The following is a 16,788-nucleotide window of genomic DNA, read 5'->3' on the forward strand; positions in this document are numbered from 1 at the left end:
CGATTCAGGCCTCGACGAACTGCGCCATCGGCCGCACCGGCAAGGCTGCATCCAGGGTCAGCGCCAGTGGCCTGCCCTGGTCGTCTCGCCGGGCGCGGATGCGGTAGGCCAGCACCTCGACGCCCTCGGCCATCACCCGTCTCAGGGTATCGCCGTACCCCGGATCCAGGTGCATCGCCGGGGCCACATCGTCGATGCCCTCGTGGGCGACCAGGAACAGCAACACCGCTCGCTTCCCCTCGGCCACCAGCTGCGCCAGGCTTTCCAGGTGCTTGCGCCCACGTTCGCTGACCGCGTCGGGAAAGTAACCGTGGCCATCGCTTTCCTTGAGGGTGACCTGCTTGACCTCGACGAAGCAGCTCGGGCGCTCGTCGTCATCCAGGCGAAAGTCCAGCCGGGCGTTGGCCACCTTGGCCTCGCGCTTGATCGCCGAATAACCCGTGAGTTCGGCCACCGTCCCCGAGCGCAAAGCGTCCTCGACGATCCGGTTGGCTCGTCCGGTATGCACCGAGGCCAACGCCGACGCAGCACCGGCCTGGGCGTCGCCAGACGGCAGTTCGATCAATTCCCAGGTCCAGGCCAGCTTGCGCGCCGGATTGTCGCTGGGGGACAGCCAGACCCGGGCGCCGGGGACATTGACCGCGCGCATCGAGCCGGTGTTGGGGCAGTGGGCGACCACCTCGCGCCCGTCGTCGAGGCGCACATCGGCCAGAAATCGCTTGTAGCGGCGCAGCAATACGCCGCCGACCAGGGTGGGGTAGTTCATGAGCCCTGCCGTGCCAGAAAACGTTCCAGACGCGCCAGGGCGTCCTGCAGACGCGGCACCCCGGTGGTGAAGGCGATGCGCACGTGGTGCTCGCCGCCCTGCAGGGCAAAGTCGGTCCCCGGGGTAATCGCCACGTTCTCCTCTTCGAGCAGGCGCAGGCAGAACGCCTGGCTGTCGTTGCTGTAGGCGGAGATGTCGAGCCAAAGATAGAAGGCCCCCTGGGGCGGCAGCGACGGTGCCAGGCCGAGCCGCGACAGCCCTTCCAGCAAGGCGTCCCGGCGTGTCTGGAGCTCTCGCCGGCGCTCCTCGAACAACGCCTGACACTCCGGGCTGAAAGCGGCCAGCGCCGCGTGCTGGGCCGGCGTGGAGGCGGCCAGAAAGACGTTCTGAGCCAGCCGTGTCAGCGGCTCTACGGCGTCCTCGGGCGCCACCAGCCAGCCCAGGCGCCAGCCGGTCATGCCGAAGTACTTCGAGAAGCTGTTGACGATAAAGGCCCGATCGCTGAGTGACGCCACCGACAGCGGCGCCATGCCGTAGTTGAGCCCCTGGTAGATCTCGTCCACCAAGAGCTCACCGCCGCGCTCGGTCACCGCGTCCACCACCGCGCCGAGCGCCGCGCGCTCGAGCACATGGCCGGTGGGGTTGGACGGCGAGGCCAGCATCGCCAGGCGCGTATCGTCGCGCCAATGCCGCTCGATCAGCTCGGCGTTCAGCTGCCAGCCGCTGTCGGGCCCTACCGGCACCGCGTCTACCCGGGCGCCGGCCAGCGCCATGAAGTGGCGATTGCAGGGGTAGTTCGGGTCGGCCATCAGCACGCCGTCTCCGGGCCCCGCCAGCAATTGACTCGCCAGCAGCAGCGCCCCGGACGCACCGGGGGTGACGATAATCCGCTCCGGCGCCACCTCGGCATCGAAGTGCTCACGATAGTGGCCGGCAATCGCCTCGCGAAGCGCAGGAATCCCGGTGGCAGGGGTATAGCGGGTGCGTCCCTCGTCCAGGGCACGGTGGCCGGCCTCGCGCACCGCAGGTGGGGTCGAGAAGTCCGGCTCGCCGACCTCCAGATGGATCACGTCCTCGCCGGCCGCCTCGCGCTGCTGAGCGAGTTCCAGCAGATGCATCACACGGAAAGGGGCGACCCCTTCGACCCTGGCGTTAAAGCTCATGGCTTCCTCTCTTGATCGCGGCCCGCAGCGAACCCGAGCCCTGCTTGATGGTCCAATGGAGGTATTGAAACATGGAACCTGGTCGCCGTCCGTCACCGTCCAGGACGCCAATCATTGATCCGGGCGATGAAGGCTACGACTTTCGGGGATAAAACTGGTAGTTATCGCGCAAAACTATTGCACTACGGCCAAATATCCGCTAAACAACCTTCCCTTTGGCGTGAGATACCTTAGCCTAGCGTGGGGTATTGATCAGCAGTCACTAAAGTAATGAGGCAATCCCATGCCAGTTGCACAGAAAAAACCGGAAGCGCCCAAGAAGTTCATCCCGTACGAGCCGGCGGCGGGTGAAGAATACATGAACGAGAAGCAGCTCGAGCACTTCCGCCAGATTCTGCTTGGCTGGAAGCAGGAGCTGATGGAAGAAGTCGACCGTACTGTTCGCCATCTGCAGGAAGAGGCCAACAACTACGCCGACCCGGCTGACCGTGCCACCCAGGAAGAGGGCTTCAGCCTGGAGCTGCGGACCCGCGATCGCGAGCGCAAGCTGCTCAAGAAGATCAACGAGACCCTCGAGATGATCGATGAGGACGACTACGGCTTCTGCGATGCCTGCGGCGTGGAGATCGGCATCCGTCGCCTGGAAGCGCGTCCCACCGCCACCCTCTGTGTCGACTGCAAGACCCTGGCCGAACTGAAGGAAAAGCAGCTCGGCGGCTGATCCCCCCTCGCCGGACCTTCGACAACGGGCACCTCAGGGTGCCCGTTTGCGTGATCACCTGCCCCGCGGCTGCCTGTTCACGAGGGTTGCCTATTCCCGATAGCGCTGGAGCCCCCATGCACCACGTCCATGGTCGCTTTGCCCCCACCCCCTCAGGACCGCTTCACGCCGGCTCGCTGGTGGCCGCGGTGGCGAGCTATCTGGATGCACGTAGCCAGCAAGGCCGCTGGAGCCTGCGCATCGAGGATGTCGATCCCCCCCGCTGCCCTCCTGGCAGCGTCGATACCATCCTGCGCCAGCTCGAGACCTTTGGCCTCGCCTGGGACGGCGAGGTGCGCTACCAGAGTCATCGCCATGACGCCTATGCACGTGCCCTTGCGCGACTGACCGAGCAGGGCATGGCCTACCCCTGCAGCTGCTCGCGCAAGCAGTGGCGGGACCACGGCATCTATCCAGGCTGGTGCCGCGACGGCGTATGCCAGCCCGAGGCCCCTCAGGCCTGGCGCCTGCGCAGCGACCTGGGGCAGCGCCCGGTCAGCTGGCACGATCGGCTGCAGGGTCTGCAGCGCTTCGACCCTGCCGCCCAGGGTGACGTCGTGCTCAAGCGCAAGGACGGTCTCTGGGCCTACCAGCTGGCGGTGGTGGTGGATGATATCGACCAGAACATCACCGACGTGGTGCGCGGCGCCGATCTTCTCGACAACACCCCCTGGCAGCTGCAGCTGCTCGAAGCCCTCGGTGCCGAGCCGCCGCGCTACCTTCACCTGCCGCTGGTGATAGGGCAGGATGGGCAGAAGCTGTCCAAGCAGAACCTGGCCCGACCACTGCCCGAAGATCCCCGTGACGTACGCCGGCTGCTGCATGCCACCCTGGCACTGCTGGGGCAGTCCCCCGACCCGGCGGCGAGCGAGGCGCCGGTGGCCGAGCAGCTCGAGGCCGCCTGCCGCCGCTGGCGCCCTCGCCAGATCCCCCGCGCAGACATCGCCTCGCAGGGGCTGCAAGTGGACGGCGACGACGCTGACACCAACGAGTGAGCCTGCCATGTACGTCTACCGCATCATGCTGCTGCTTGTGTTTTGCGGGTATCTGCTCTCGCCGCTGCTGATGACCGGCTGGGGCCAGCCCGGCAACGCCTGGTACCGCCCGTTCCTGATCTGGGGCGCACTGATCGCCCTGACGCTGTGGCTCGAGCAGAAGCGAGCGCTGGATGAGCGCTGAGCTCGTCTCCCTTGTACTGCTGGGGCTTGGCTACCTGTCGGCACTGTTCGCCACCGCCAGCGCGGTGGAGCGCGGCTGGATTCCGCGGCGGCTGGTCCACCACCCACTGATCGGCATCCTGGCCCTGGGCGTCTACGCCAACGCCTGGGCGGTGATCGGCAGCCTTGGCGTGGCCCACCAGCGGGGATTTGGTTATCTCGCCTACTACCTGGGTGCCGCCGGCGCCTTTGTGCTGGCACCGGTCCTGCTGCTGCCACTGCAGCGCATGACGCGAACCCACCAGCTGTCTTCCCTGGCGGACCTGTTCGCCTTTCGTTTTCGCTCCCGCTGGGTCGGCACCTGCGTCACCCTGCTGAGCCTGGTGGCGGTCATGCCGCTGCTGGCGATGCAGGTGGAGGCCATGAGGCATGCCATCCATCGCTACACCGACGCTGCCTCTCCAGGCCTGCTGTCGCTGTTGCTGTGTGCCTTGATCGCACTGTTCGCGATACTGTTCGGCGCCCGTCATACCCACGTCCATCGGCGCTACGACGGCTTGACCGCCGCCATCGGCCTGGAGTCGCTGATCAAGTTGGCCGCCTTTCTCGGGCTGGGCGCCTTTGCGCTCTACGCCATCTTCGACGGCCCCGGCGACCTGCAGCGCTGGCTGGACGGGCCCGGCAGCGTCCACCAGGCGCAGGCGAGCCAGTTCGATGCCGCCCAATGGAGAACCCTGCTGCTGCTGTTCTTCGCCGCTGCGCTGCTGATGCCTCACATGTTTCACGTGACCTTCGCCCGCCCGCTCAGTCGCCGAACCCTGCTCAGCGCGGGCTGGGGACTGCCGCTGGTGCTGCTGCTGATGGCACTGCCGGTGCCGCTGGTGCTGTGGGCCGGTCAGCGCATGGGGGTGGCCGATGATATCCAGGGGGCCGCCTACGTCATCTTCGCGCTGTCCGATAGCCCCGCCGTCACCGCCCTGGCCTTTGTCGCGGTACTGGCCGCCACCTGCGGCACCCTGATCCTGAGCGCGCTGGCGCTCGCCGGGATGGTGCTGAACCATCTGGTGCTGGTCGCCCATCCCCCGGTGGAGCACCCCGACCTCTATCGCTGGCTACGCTGGCTACGGCGCGGCCTGATCGGCGCCATCATTCTCGCCGGCTGGCTGTTCGCCCAGGCCGTCGACGCCAATACCGAGCTAACCCGACTGGGGCTGGTGGCGGTGGTTGGCATGGCTCAGTGTCTGCCGGGTCTGCTGGCCCTGCTGTACTGGCCCGGTGCCAACCGCAAGGGGGTGATGACCGGCCTCGGACTGGGTGTGGCGATCTGGTGTGCCGGCCTGTGGCTGCCGCTGCTCAGCGATCTGCCGCCGCTGCTTGCGCCGCTGGACGCCTTGCTCGGGCTCCTGGGCGACGAGGCTGCCACCGACTCGCCCGCCTGGTATCCGGTCGCCCTGGTATCGCTTGGCGTCAATGGCCTGAGCCTGATTCTGGTGTCGCTGATCACCCCCACCTCCGCCGGAGAACGAGCGGCCGCCGAGGCCTGCTCGGTGGATGCGGTCATCCGCCCCAAGCGCCTGCCGCTGAATCTGGCCGACGGGGATGACGTCAGGCGGCGCCTGGCCATGGCGCTGGGCGACGAGGTCGCCGAGCGCGAGGTGACCCGGGCGCTGGCAAGCCTGCATCAGTCTGCCAAGGATGCCAGGCCCTACGCGCTGCGGCGTCTGCGCGACCGTATCCAGGCCAACCTGTCCGGTCTGATGGGCCCATCGGTCGCCCAGGACATCGTCGATCACTACCTGCCCTATCGGCGCGACGGGCGAGCGCCGAAGGAAGATATCCACTTCGTCGAAAGCCGCCTGGAGGCCTACCGATCTCGCCTCACTGGCCTCGCGCGTGAACTCGACGAGCTGCGACGCCACCATCGCCGCATGCTGACTCGACTGCCGGTGGGGCTATGTGCCTTCGGTGACGACGGCGAGGTATTGATGTGGAACGACGCCCTGGCCGAGCTCAGCGAGATTTCCGGCGAGGAGATCATTGGCGCCCATCGCCAGGCCCTGCCTGCGCCCTGGGCCGAGCTGCTCGGGACCATTCTGGAAAGCGACAAGGACCACCTCTACCAGGAAGCCGTGGAGCTGCCCCGGGGGTTGCGTTACGTCAGCCTGCTCAAGGCCAGCCTGGTGGACGAGCCTGCGGCAGACGCCGCTGGTGGCACGGTCATCCTGGTCGAGGACCACAGCGAGATGAAATGGCTGGAGAACGAACTCATCCACGCGGCTCGCCTCGCCTCCATCGGCCAGATGTCCGCCGGCGTGGCCCACGAGATTGGCAACCCCATCACCGGCATCTCATCGCTGGCCCAGAACCTGCGCTATGACACCACGGATCCCCACGTGCTCGAGACCGCCGAACAGATCCAGACACTGACCAAGCGCGTGTCGCGTATCGTTGGCTCACTGGTGGGCTTTGCCCACGGCGGTCGCCACGTCACCGGCAGCGACTTCGCGCCGGTATCGGCCAGGCATCTGGCCGACCAGGCGCTGCACTTGCTCAAGCTGGCCCGCAAGAGCGACGATGTTCGCTACGACAATCGCTGTCCGGCGCGGCTCGACATCACGGGAGACGAGCAGCGCCTGCTGCAGGTATTGATCAACCTGCTGAGCAATGCTCGTGACGCCAGCCCGGCCAACGGCCTGGTGGTCATCGACGCCGGCGAGGAGGGTGAGCGTCACTGGCTGTCGGTCACCGACCAGGGGCCCGGCATCGATCCCAGCGTGCGCGAAAACCTGTTCGAGCCCTTCACCACCACCAAGCCGCCAAGCCAAGGTACCGGTCTTGGTCTCGCCCTGGTGGTAAGCATCGTGGCCGAGCACCAGGGCAAGGTCGAGGTGGAGTCTCCCCTGCCGGGGCAGGCCGGTGGCACCAGAATTCAGGTATGGTTACCTTCTCCCGATGTCCATCGACCTGCCGGGGATATGCCGATCCATGAGCCGAATCCTGATCGTTGAAGACGAAGCCATCATCCGCAGCGCCCTGCGCCGCCTGCTCGAACGCCACGACCACCGCGTGTGCGAATGCGAGTCGGTGGAGCAGGCATGCGGGCAGGGCTTTGGCGAGTACGACCTGATCATCAGCGACCTGCGCCTGCCCGGTGCTCCCGGCACCGACCTGATCAAGGCCGCCGCCCCCTGCCCGGTACTGATCATGACCAGCTACGCCAGCATGCGCTCGGCGGTCGATGCGCTGAAACTCGGCGCGGTGGACTACGTCGCCAAGCCGTTTGATCATGATGAACTGCTGGAAACCGTGGCTCGAGTACTGCACCGCCAGGCCAGTCAGCGCAGCACGCCGCCCGCCATCGCCGACGAGGGTGGACGGCGCCACACCATGATCGGCAACTGCCCGGCGATGCAGGCGGTCTACACCCGTATCCGCAAGACCGCCCCGGCAGACGTGACGGTACTGATCCAGGGCGAATCCGGCACCGGCAAGGAGCTGGTGGCCAAGGCCCTGCACCAGCAGAGCCGCCGTGCCGAGGCGCCGCTGGTCTGCGTCAACTGTGCAGCCATCCCCGAGACGCTGATCGAATCTGAGCTGTTCGGTCATGAGAAGGGCGCCTTTACCGGGGCCAGCGCCATGCGCACCGGACTGGTCGAGGCCGCCGACGGCGGCACCCTGTTCCTCGACGAGATCGGCGAATTGCCGCTGGACGCCCAGGCCCGATTGCTGCGGGTGCTGCAGGAAGGCGAGATACGCCGCATCGGTTCGGTGGAGACGCGCCACGTCGACGTTCGGCTGATCGCTGCCACCCACCGTGACCTGCGCGCCCTGTCACGCAGCGGAGACTTCCGTCTCGATCTCTACTACCGCTTGAACGTCATGCAGATCGACCTGCCTCCGCTGCGCGAGCGCGAGGACGACATTCTCGAGATTGCCGACGTGCTGCTGGCCAAGGCCTGCAAGCGCCACGCCCGCGACGGTCTGCACCTGTCTCGCGCCGCACGGCGGGACATCGCCGACTACCCCTGGCCAGGCAACGTCAGGGAGCTGGAAAATGCCCTGGAGCGTGGCGTGATCCTCGCCGAAGGCCAGTTGATCCATCCGGACGACCTGGGCCTGGCAACGGTGCCGGTAACGCGACCGCCCAGTCCCCCCAAGGAGGCGGCCACGTCACTGGAGGCGCCCGCCTCCGAAAGATCCGACACGGCTACCGAGGACGACCTGTCGCTGGAAGACTACTTCCAGCACTTCGTACTCGAACATCAGGACCAGATGAGCGAGACGGAGCTGGCCAACAAGCTGGGAATTTCACGCAAGTGCCTGTGGGAGCGCCGCCAGCGTCTGGGTATCCCGCGCAAGAAGGCGGCGCGGCGCCACTGACGCGAGACCACAGGCTCAACACCCAGGGGCCCTGGCCCCGCGCTTCGCCCCGGCCTCCCTTGGGCCCCTCACCTTGCCCTCCCTTCGACTCACCCCTCGACTCACCCCTCGGCTCGCCCTTGCCTGCCGCTTCCTGCCATGCCCCCTGCTTTGGTTCATTCGACCATGGTGCAAGTGTCTGTAGCGATCAATACAGGCATTGTAGGCCCTGCACGCCAGCTACCTCTTGATGCACCGGTTGTTACCATCCCACACAGGGGAGTGCGCCAAAATGGGTAGCCCGAGGTAACACAAATGACCCGGCGGCTTGCTTCGAACCAACGACAATGAAGCAAGCGGCTGATAAAAAAGAAAAAAATCAAAGTAGGCACGACAACTGCAGTAAGTCTGGGCAAGAACAACAAATTCCGGCGATCGTGGGCAGCCAACAACAATAACCTGCACCGCCACGATCGAATCCGCCGCCCCAACAACAACAACGCTTCCAGGTGAAGCAGGCGGATTGGGCACTAGGCACCGCAGCCTTGACAACAACAATACGGACCTGCGGAGCTATCACTCGTCGAACAACAACAAGACGACGAGGCCCGGAGTACCAGGACGCGACGCGCCAACGATGACCGACCAACAAGAACAACAGGGTCGTCAGAGCGCACTCCCGGCAACAATGCCAATAATCCGGGAGGAGGCATGATCCCATGCCGTCGTGGTTGGACTATTGTTTTGAATACGAGACGGTCGCCGTCAGGAGCGCCAATAACAACAACATCATTGCTTGCCTGAAACTCCTTGGTGACTGTGGTGCGTATTCAAGGCGATGCGCCATCACGAAGAAAAATTAGCAGCACGGACGCTGCATCCTGCTTTGATGGGGAGGCCCTTGGCCTCCCCTTCTGCTGTCTGGCCTCCGAGCGTCAAGCCAGTCGTTGCCCCGCCAGACGAGACAGCCCCCAAGGGCTCAATCGCCATGGGCAACCGGACCTTTTGCGCCTCTTCGCAGCACGAACACTGCGCCGACTGTCGTCCTTGACACCCGAGCGGCTTTGTCCACTGCGCTTTGCAAGGCCGGGAGCGTCCGCTACACTCATCACCTTTCCGTACCCCGCGAGTCCAAATCGCCGCATGATCAAAGGATTTACCCGCTTTCTACAGAGCCCAGGCGAGCACTTGAAGTCGCTGTTCGGCGCTCAGGAAGCCGCCGCAGGACCGCCGATGCCCCGCGTACTCACACGCGACGAACACCCCGTGTCCCGTCGCCAGTTCAGCGAAGCCTCCCTCAAGGTGCTCTACCGCCTGCACAACGCCGGCTACGAAGCCTATCTGGTCGGAGGCTGCCTGCGTGACTCCCTGCTCGGGATCGCTCCCAAGGATTTCGACGTGGCCACCGACGCCACGCCGGAGCAGGTCAAGCAGCTGTTTCGCAATTCACGCATCATCGGCCGTCGCTTCCGTATCGTGCACGTGCGTTTCGGCCGCGAGGTCATCGAGGTCACCACCTTCCGTGGCAAGCCCCGTGACGACCACGGCGAGCATGTCGCCTCCCAGTCCGATGACGGCCTGCTGCTGCGCGACAACGTCTGGGGCAATATCGAGGAAGACGCGCTGCGTCGCGACTTCACCGTCAACGCCCTGTACTACAGCATTGCCGACTTCAGCCTGCATGACTTCGCCGGCGGGGTCGACGACATCGAGTCGCGTACCCTGCGCCTGATCGGCGACCCGGAGACCCGCTACCGCGAGGACCCGGTGCGCATGCTCAGGGCCATCCGCTTCGCCGCCAAGCTCGACTTCGATATCGCCCCGGATACCGAGGCGCCGATCGCCGAGATGGCGCCGCTGCTGTTGCAGATTCCTCCGGCGCGGCTATTCGACGAGATCCTCAAGCTGTTCCTGTCCGGCGAGGGTCTGACCACCTTCCGTCTGCTGCGGGACTATGGCCTGTTCGCGATGCTGTTCCCCGAAGCCGACGAGTGCATGGCCGAGCTACCCTGGGCCGAGCCGCTGATCGAGCAGGCACTGGAAAGCACCGACCGTCGCATTCGCGAGGATCGCCCGGTCACGCCCGCCTTCCTGCTGGCCGCCTTCATGTGGGGGCCGGTGCAGCTGCGCCAGCGTGATCTCGAGGCCGACGGTATGCCTCCCGTTCCGGCCCTGCAGACCGCCGCCCAGCAGGTCATCAGCCGCGAGCTGCAGCACGTATCACTGCCCAAGCGCTTCAGCATGCCGATGCGAGACATCTGGGACCTACAGCAGCGTCTGCCGCTACGTCGTGGCAAGCGTGCCTTCCAGACCCGTGACCATCCGCGCTTCCGTGCCGCCTACGACTTCCTGCTGCTGCGCGAGGCCGCCGGCGAACTCGAACCGGGACTGGGTGACTGGTGGACCGCCTTTCAGGAAGCCGACGAGCACGAACAGCGCCGTCTGCTGGGCAAGGTAGGCGCCGACCCTGCCGGCACCGCCGCCCCGCGCAAGCGCCGTCGCCGGCGGCGCAAGCCGCGCCCGCAACAACCGCCGCAGTCGGACGAGTGAACCAGGTGGGGCGCCATACCCAGGCCTTTATCGGCCTCGGCAGCAATCTCGACGCCCCCCGTCGTCAGGTCGAGCAGGCTCTCGAGGAGCTCGACCGGCTGCCGTTGACGCGTCGAGTCGCGGCCTCTCGGCTGTACGCCAGCCGCCCGGTCGGTCCCCAGGACCAGCCCGACTACGTCAACGCCGTGGCCGAACTCCACACCCGGCTGTCGCCGCTGGCCCTGCTCGACCAACTGCAGGCGCTGGAGCAACGTCATCGACGCGTACGCCAGCGCCACTGGGGGCCCCGCACCCTGGATCTCGACCTGTTGTGGATGGGCAACGCCGAGTGGCGCCACCCGCGCCTCACGCTGCCACACCCGGAATTGGTAAACCGCGCCTTCGTGGTACTGCCGCTGGCCGAGATCGCCACAGACCTCAGATTGCCCGACGGTCAGACCCTGGCATCGCTGGCCGAGCGCTGGAACGGCGCCCTCACCTCGGGTGATCTATCCCCATTGAACGCCACCGAGGCCGTTCGCTGAGCACCTGGAGCCCAGGTGGCCCGAAGCCTCCAGGCACTCACTAGACGCCGATCGACCTCTACCACTTTGGTCGCTGTTACCTTGAACCCTGCTCTGCCTTGGTCAACGTTACCTATCGACACAGATTCACCCATCGGTAACAATCCGCGGTGATCACTCTGGGGCGGTCATAGAAGTCGCCCCACCGCCAACACGAGAACACGCCATGACTTCCGTCACCCTGAGCTCGCTGAAGGCTCGCAAGCGCGCCGGTGAACCCTTCAGCTGCCTGACCGCCTATGACGCCTCCTTTGCCGCCGCCGCCGGGCGCGCCGGCATCGACGTGCTGCTGGTCGGGGATTCCCTTGGCATGGTCCTGCAGGGGCACGACAGCACCCTGCCGGTCACCATGGACGACATCCTCTACCACACCCGCTGCGTGGCACGCGGCAAGGGCGACAGCCTGCTGATGGTCGATCTGCCATTCATGGGCAATCCTAGTCGCGAGCGCCTGCTGGACAACGCCGCCGCGCTGATGAGGGCCGGCGCCGAGCTGGTCAAGGTCGAGGGTGAGGGCTGGATGGCCGATGACATCCGTGAACTCACCCGTCGCGGGGTGCCCGTCTGCGCCCATCTGGGGCTGACCCCCCAGACCGTGCATCAGCTCGGTGGCTACAAGGTCCAGGGACGCGAGGCCGAAGCCGCCAGCCGTATCCTCGAGGACGCCCGAGCGCTGGTCGAGGCCGGCGCCTCGGTGATCCTGCTGGAGTGCGTGCCGGCGAGTCTCGGTCGTGCCGTCAGTGAAGCTCTGGAAGTGCCGGTGATCGGTATCGGCGCCGGCCCCGACACCGACGGCCAGATCCTGGTGATGCACGACGTGCTCGGCGTGACCCACGGGCGGACCCCGCGCTTCGTCAAGAACTTCCTGGCCGAAGCCGAGGACATCGAAGGCGCCTTCCGTCGCTACCACGAAGCGGTGCTGGCGCGGGAGTTCCCGGCTGCCGAGCACTGCTTCTAGGAGGTCTGCGATGCACGTCCATTCCGCCATCGCCAAGCTTCGCGAAGCGCTCGCGCCTCACCGCCGCAGTGGTGCCCGCATCGGCCTGGTGCCGACCATGGGCAACCTTCACCAGGGCCACCTGGCGCTAGTGGAAGCGGCCCGCGAGCGCTGTGACCTGGTGGTCGCCTCGATCTTTGTCAATCCGCTGCAGTTCGGCCCCAGCGAAGACCTGGACAACTATCCGCGCACCCTCGAGGCGGACCTGGCCAAGCTCGAGGCCGCTGGCTGCGACATGGTGTTCACCCCGACCCCGGCGACCATGTACCCCGACGGCCTCGACGGCCAGACCCTGGTGCGGGTACCCGAGGTCAGCGAAGGCCTGTGTGGCGGCGCCCGACCCGGCCACTTCGACGGCGTCTCGACCGTGGTCAGCATGCTGTTCCATATCGTCCAGCCGGACGTCGCCTGCTTCGGCGAAAAGGACTACCAGCAACTGGCGGTCATTCGCCGCATGGTCCACGACATGCACATGCCGATCGAGATCATCGGGGTGCCCACGGTGCGCGAGGCCTCGGGACTGGCGCTATCGTCGCGCAACGGCTACCTGAGCGAGGCCGAGCACGCCACCGCCGCCGAACTGCAGGCCACCCTGGTGACGCTTGCGCGCAGCCTCGAGGCCGGCGCCGACATCGACGCCACCCTTAAAGAGGGACGCGCGCGCCTGGCCTCCCACGGCTTTGCTCCCGACTATCTGGAGCTGCGCGCCCGTGACCTCGGCGCGGTGACCGCCACCACCCGTGACGCCATCCTGCTGGTGGCCGCCCGTCTCGGCGCCACGCGACTGATCGACAACCTCACTGTGACGCTACCTCGATAGGAGCCCCCTAGATGTACACCATCATGCTCAAGGCCAAGCTGCACATGGCTCGCGTGACCCACGCCGTGCTCAACTACGAAGGCTCCTGCGCCATCGACGGTGAACTGCTCGACCTCGCCGGTATCCGCGAAAACGAACAGATCCAGATCTACAACGTCGAGAACGGCCAGCGCTTCACCACCTATGCCATCCGTGCCGAGGAAGGCTCCAAGGTGATTTCGGTCAACGGCGCCGCTGCCCACCTGGCAAGCGAAGGCCAGCGCGTGATCATCTGCAGCTACGCCCACTACAGCGACAGCGAACTCGACCAGCACAAGCCCTCCCTGGTCTACCTCCAGGAAGGCAACGAGATCAGCCACACCAGCAACGCCATCCCGGTCCAGCTGGCCTGATCCGACCGCACCATCGCACCACCCGACAGGAGCGCACCACCATGGCATCGCTGAAGGAACAACTCGGCTCGCTCGTCTACTCCACCGAACACGGCGACATCTGCCCGGACTGCCGTGAACCGAAGGACGCCTGCCGCTGCGACGAGATCCAGGACCAGGCGCGCCTGGCCAGCCTGGATGGGGTGGTGCGAATCCGCCGGGAAACCAGCGGACGCAAGGGCAAGGGCGTCACCACCATCGACGGCGTGCCGCTTGCCGACAAGGAGTTGAAGGCCCTGGCCAAGGAGCTGAAGAAGCGCTGCGGCACCGGTGGCGCGCTGAAGGACGGCGTCATCGAGATCCAGGGCGACCATCGCCAGGTGTTGAAAGACGCCCTGGAGAAGAAAGGCTACAGGGTCAAGCTGGCCGGAGGCTGAGCTCTGGCTCGTCTAAGAAGTGGCTGGGGCGGCGCCTAGCCCAGATCCCGCACCAGCGCTTCCAGCGCCTGATCCGCCGGGGCCTCGAGCTTGACGTCGAACAGTTCATCGGCGCGGGTGCGCCCCAGATTGATGCAGGCCACCGGGCGTCCCACCTTCACGCTTTCGCGCACGAAGCGAAAGCCGGAATAGACCATCAGCGAACTGCCGACCACCAGCAGGGCGTCGCTGTCCTCGAGCAGCCCTCGGGCGCTGGCCAGCGTCGCCGCTGGCACGTTGTCGCCGAAGAACACCACATCGGGCTTCCAGATACCGTCGCCACAGCGGCCACAGGAGGGCACCCGAAAGCTCGAGAAGTCCGCCTCCAGGTCCGCATCGCCATCCGGCGCAGGCCGCACCGGAGACGTTTGCGCCACCCACTGCGGATTGCAGCGTGCCAGCTCATCGTGCAGGGCATGGCGCATCTGGCGCGCACCCCAGCTCATGCACACCACCAGATCCGCCCTGCCGTGCAGATCGATGACCCGCCGGGTCCCCGCGCGCTGGTGCAGACCATCGACGTTCTGGGTGATCACCCCGGAGACCTTGCCGCGCCGTTCGAGCTCGGCGATGGCCCGGTGCGCCGCGTTGGGGCTGGCCTCATTGAGCACACGAAAGCCGATCATCGCCCGCGCCCAGTAGCGCTGACGCGAGGCGTGGCGAGACATGAAGTCGCGATGGTCGATCGGCGGCGAACGCTTCCACTCGCCCTGGGCGTCGCGATAGTCGGGGATACCGCTGGCGGTGCTGATGCCGGCGCCACTAAGCACCGCGATGCGCCGGTGACGACAGACGAGAGCGTACAGCGCATCCATCGCCGACGCTGACGCGTCTCGGTTGACGCAAGTTCGAGCCTCGCTACCGCCGCCGACATTCGTCATTGCTCCTCCCCTTGTGACCGCGCACCAACACCCGGGGCAGGCCCGTCAGCCCAGCCCCCAAGGCCAAGACTACCCCCGGGCGATCGATAAGACCAAGGGCGCCATGGCCCAACAGGCACGTCGTTGTCTACAATGGACGGGATTCTTCACGGGCAAGGAGTGCCGATGGCCTGGCTGGACTACCTGCTGCCGCTGTTCTTTCTGTTCCCCCTCGCGGCGGCCGCCACGGTGGTGGTGGCACTCCGAAGCCTGCACGACGCGCGAGTACGCTCGCCGTTCGACGCCCATCCACTGCGTGAGCCTGGGCAGGCCCTGCGCGATCGGCTGGATCGCGCCTTCGCCACCCTGTTCCTCAACGCCGCCCTCGGCCCCGTACTGGTGCTGACCCCACTGGTCTACGGCATGGGCAGGATGCTGTTCTCGCGCCACCAGAACTGGATCGAATGGGCGCTCTACGGTGTGCTGTGCACACTGCTGGCGATCGTGGTCAGCTTCCGACTGATGCGTGACTACCAGCGTATCCGTCGACTGAAGCTGGGGCTCGCCTGCGAACTGGCCGTGGGCCAGGAGCTCGAACGCCTGATTCGTCCCGAAGCCCACCCCTACTTCGTGTTCCACGACGTACCCGCCGACACCTTCGTGATCGACCACGTGGCGATCACCCCCCACGCCGTCTTCGTCATCGAGACCCGTGCCCGCACCCCGGCCATCAGTCCCGCCGGCGAGACCGAGGACACCGTGGTGGTCGAACACGAGCGCCTGCGCTTTCCCGGCTGGATGGAGCGACGCCCCCAGCGCAAGGCCCGCCAGGCCACCCGCTGGGTCGCTTCCTGGCTATGTCGCGAACTGGGGCAGCCGGTGCCGGTCAAGGGCATCCTTGCCCTGCCCGGCTGGAAGATCGAACGTGAGGTCCCCGACGACGATCTTGCCGTGGTCAGCGGCGAAGGCCTGGCCGCCCATCTGACCGACGCCTGCCCTGGTATCGCACCGATGGATCCGACGCTGCACGACCGGGTCATCGAGGCCTTGAACCGGCGAACACTGACGCGGGAACTTGGCCACCTGGAAGGCCCGTCCATCTAGAAGCGGCGCAGCTCGATCCGGCTGGGGCAGCGTCCATGATCCACCGGTGCGAAACTCTTTCTGGCCGGAAAGTCATCGATATGCTCCGCCTCCAGGCCGATGCGCACCTCGGTGAGCAGTCGGTTGCCCGAGCCCCCGCACTGCAGCGACAGGGAGCTGCCGGTACCCCGGCCGAAAGCCTCCTCGAAGGCCGCGATCAGCGCATTGCGCCTGACCGTCGAGCCTCGATTGTCGCGCATGAAGTCCCCCAGGGCCCCGGCGTTGACGATCTCGGTCAGCGCCAGGGCACCGTCGAAGAAGTCATCATCGCTGATCGACAGGCAGGCACCGTGCTTGGCGTACTCGTAACGGTCGAGGCAGCTGGCCCTGCCGGGCATGGCGTCGTCGAGCTCCTGTTCAAGCGATGAGCCGATATCAATGGCAGGCCCTGCCTGGCAGAAATCGCCCGCTGGCCTCGGGCGTTCAAGAAAGCAGCCCTGGCGGCGCCACTCGCTGACACTGACGCCCTGTGAGATCAGCCTGACGGGGCGTGACGGCCACAGCCCGTGGATCACGAAGCCATCGTCGGCCCCGACCATCAGCGACGGATCCCGGCACTCTCGTGGCGGCTGACGACGGCTGGCGCAGAACCCGGGATGCCAGGTCAGCGCCAGCACATAATGATCGAAGTGCTCTCGCTCGAGATCCTCCAGTGCCTCACGCTGCTCCTGCGGCTCGTGGGCCTGGGCGCCAGCGTTCATGGTGAGGGCCAGCAGCACCGCAGCCAGCGCACGCCATGGTTGCCGTCGACGGGCTCCCCGGTCCCCCTGTCGCCTTGCAATCGGCGACCACAGTTGGCAAGG

Annotated in this window: 16 protein-coding genes; 12 read left to right on the forward strand and 4 right to left on the reverse strand. The window is 66.3% G+C overall.

Going from position 1 to position 16,788, the window contains the following annotated elements:
• Positions 1–4: 4 nt before the first annotated feature.
• On the reverse strand, positions 5–766 hold the full coding sequence (sfsA, locus tag NFI08_RS03510) for a DNA/RNA nuclease SfsA (protein ID WP_349587244.1): 762 nt from the start codon (positions 764–766) through the stop codon (positions 5–7).
• The gene (locus NFI08_RS03515; protein WP_349587247.1) at positions 763–1,929 is read right to left on the reverse strand and encodes an aminotransferase class I/II-fold pyridoxal phosphate-dependent enzyme; all 1,167 of its coding nucleotides are present in this window, start codon (positions 1,927–1,929) and stop codon (positions 763–765) included. Before NFI08_RS03515 ends, sfsA begins: the two co-directional genes overlap by 4 nt.
• A gap of 283 nt (positions 1,930–2,212) precedes the next feature.
• On the opposite strand from NFI08_RS03515, the gene dksA reads away from it, so the two are divergent.
• The 11 genes from dksA to NFI08_RS03570 all read left to right on the forward strand — a co-directional run bounded on the left by dksA (position 2,213) and on the right by NFI08_RS03570 (position 13,943).
• The gene (gene dksA / locus NFI08_RS03520) at positions 2,213–2,650 is read left to right on the forward strand and encodes an RNA polymerase-binding protein DksA (protein ID WP_045993290.1); all 438 of its coding nucleotides are present in this window, start codon (positions 2,213–2,215) and stop codon (positions 2,648–2,650) included.
• Positions 2,651–2,766: 116 nt separating this feature from the next.
• Positions 2,767–3,684 (forward strand): tRNA glutamyl-Q(34) synthetase GluQRS, encoded by a 918-nt coding sequence (gluQRS, locus tag NFI08_RS03525; RefSeq protein ID WP_349587249.1) that lies wholly within the window; start codon positions 2,767–2,769, stop codon positions 3,682–3,684.
• 7 nt (positions 3,685–3,691) lie between these two features.
• Positions 3,692–3,868 carry a hypothetical protein gene (locus NFI08_RS03530; protein WP_045993292.1) on the forward strand — a complete coding sequence of 59 codons (177 nt, stop codon included), beginning with the start codon at positions 3,692–3,694 and terminating at the stop codon, positions 3,866–3,868.
• Positions 3,858–6,854, forward strand: a complete 2,997-nt coding sequence (locus NFI08_RS03535) for an ATP-binding protein (protein ID WP_349587253.1) — start codon at positions 3,858–3,860, stop codon at positions 6,852–6,854. The genes NFI08_RS03530 and NFI08_RS03535 overlap by 11 nt, the downstream gene beginning before the upstream one ends.
• The gene (locus tag NFI08_RS03540; protein WP_108448695.1) at positions 6,832–8,226 is read left to right on the forward strand and encodes a sigma-54-dependent transcriptional regulator; all 1,395 of its coding nucleotides are present in this window, start codon (positions 6,832–6,834) and stop codon (positions 8,224–8,226) included. Before NFI08_RS03535 ends, NFI08_RS03540 begins: the two co-directional genes overlap by 23 nt.
• A 1,122-nt stretch (positions 8,227–9,348) precedes the next feature.
• Positions 9,349–10,755 (forward strand): polynucleotide adenylyltransferase PcnB, encoded by a 1,407-nt coding sequence (gene pcnB, locus NFI08_RS03545; protein WP_045993295.1) that lies wholly within the window; start codon positions 9,349–9,351, stop codon positions 10,753–10,755.
• 5 nt (positions 10,756–10,760) lie between these two features.
• A complete protein-coding gene (folK, locus tag NFI08_RS03550) occupies positions 10,761–11,279 on the forward strand; it encodes a 2-amino-4-hydroxy-6-hydroxymethyldihydropteridine diphosphokinase (protein WP_045993296.1) in 519 nt (172 codons plus the stop codon).
• 205 nt (positions 11,280–11,484) lie between these two features.
• Positions 11,485–12,276 carry a 3-methyl-2-oxobutanoate hydroxymethyltransferase gene (gene panB, locus NFI08_RS03555; protein ID WP_045993297.1) on the forward strand — a complete coding sequence of 264 codons (792 nt, stop codon included), beginning with the start codon at positions 11,485–11,487 and terminating at the stop codon, positions 12,274–12,276.
• 10 nt (positions 12,277–12,286) lie between these two features.
• The gene (gene panC, locus NFI08_RS03560) at positions 12,287–13,135 is read left to right on the forward strand and encodes a pantoate--beta-alanine ligase (protein WP_349587258.1); all 849 of its coding nucleotides are present in this window, start codon (positions 12,287–12,289) and stop codon (positions 13,133–13,135) included.
• An 11-nt stretch (positions 13,136–13,146) separates the two neighbouring features.
• Complete coding sequence (gene panD, locus NFI08_RS03565) at positions 13,147–13,527, forward strand: aspartate 1-decarboxylase (protein WP_045993299.1); 381 nt, start codon at positions 13,147–13,149, stop codon at positions 13,525–13,527.
• A 41-nt stretch (positions 13,528–13,568) separates the two neighbouring features.
• Complete coding sequence (locus NFI08_RS03570; protein WP_045993300.1) at positions 13,569–13,943, forward strand: translation initiation factor Sui1; 375 nt, start codon at positions 13,569–13,571, stop codon at positions 13,941–13,943.
• Positions 13,944–13,978: 35 nt separating this feature from the next.
• Here the strand turns inward: NFI08_RS03570 and NFI08_RS03575 are convergent, their stop codons facing one another.
• Complete coding sequence (locus NFI08_RS03575; RefSeq protein WP_349587261.1) at positions 13,979–14,863, reverse strand: NAD-dependent protein deacetylase; 885 nt, start codon at positions 14,861–14,863, stop codon at positions 13,979–13,981.
• Positions 14,864–15,028: 165 nt separating this feature from the next.
• Here NFI08_RS03575 and NFI08_RS03580 point away from each other — a divergent pair, with 165 nt between their 5' ends.
• Positions 15,029–15,946, forward strand: coding sequence for a nuclease-related domain-containing protein (locus NFI08_RS03580; RefSeq protein WP_045993302.1), 918 nt, complete (start codon positions 15,029–15,031; stop codon positions 15,944–15,946).
• Here NFI08_RS03580 and NFI08_RS03585 read toward each other — a convergent pair.
• The gene (locus NFI08_RS03585) at positions 15,943–16,686 is read right to left on the reverse strand and encodes a ribonuclease T2 family protein (protein ID WP_287164032.1); all 744 of its coding nucleotides are present in this window, start codon (positions 16,684–16,686) and stop codon (positions 15,943–15,945) included. The genes NFI08_RS03580 and NFI08_RS03585 overlap by 4 nt on opposite strands.
• Positions 16,687–16,788 lie beyond the last annotated feature (102 nt).

Source organism: Halomonas sp. EF61, assembly GCF_040147045.1.
GTDB lineage: Bacteria > Pseudomonadota > Gammaproteobacteria > Pseudomonadales > Halomonadaceae > Halomonas > Halomonas litopenaei.